The sequence below is a fragment of the Rhizobium ecuadorense genome, assembly GCF_001187535.1.
Taxonomy (GTDB): domain Bacteria; phylum Pseudomonadota; class Alphaproteobacteria; order Rhizobiales; family Rhizobiaceae; genus Rhizobium; species Rhizobium ecuadorense.
In genome coordinates this window covers 1-477 of the sequence record NZ_LFIO01000925.1, presented here as the reverse complement: position 1 = coordinate 477, position 477 = coordinate 1, and the positions used below count along the sequence as shown (strand labels likewise).

Sequence of the window (477 nt, the reverse complement as noted above, 5' to 3'; positions counted from 1 at the left end):
CCTTTCTCCGACAGAGCAATCGCGATCGCAGCCCCGATGCCACGCGATCCACCAGTGACGAGCGCATTCTTTCCAGCTAGTTCCTGCATGGTCGAACCCTTTCCTATTCCTGTCGCCTTGACGCCGATTTGGAGGCTCATTCCTCGCTACGGGCTGCTCCGGCAGGCTTTTTGTTGAGCCTCAAAATAGGCAGTTGCGACGCAGGCAACATTCCTGATCTTCCCAGACACTTGCCTGATCCTACCAAATCACTACATGCTGGCGTGATGTTCGACCCTCTGAAGCCATCGACACTTCTGCTGAACGCCGTTGCTCCGTTTGTTTCGGCGCATGCGGGTACAGTCGGTGTTCCTACCCCCGTTCCGCGCTTGACGATTTGGACAAGCACAAGGGCCACGTCGCCCACTCCGGCGGTGTTCGAACCCATGTTCTATGCGGTGTTGCGCGGAACCAAAGTCTTGATCATGGGCGCCAATC

At 56.8% G+C, this 477-nt stretch carries 2 pseudogenes; one reads left to right on the top strand and one right to left on the bottom strand.

From position 1 onward, the window contains the following. Positions 1-89: pseudogene (locus AF337_RS42280) on the bottom strand (oxidoreductase); the annotation flags it as partial. 84 nt (positions 90-173) lie between these two features. Between AF337_RS42280 and AF337_RS44450 the strand changes: the two are divergent. Beyond that, positions 174-477, top strand: a pseudogene (locus tag AF337_RS44450) (AraC family transcriptional regulator); the annotation flags it as partial.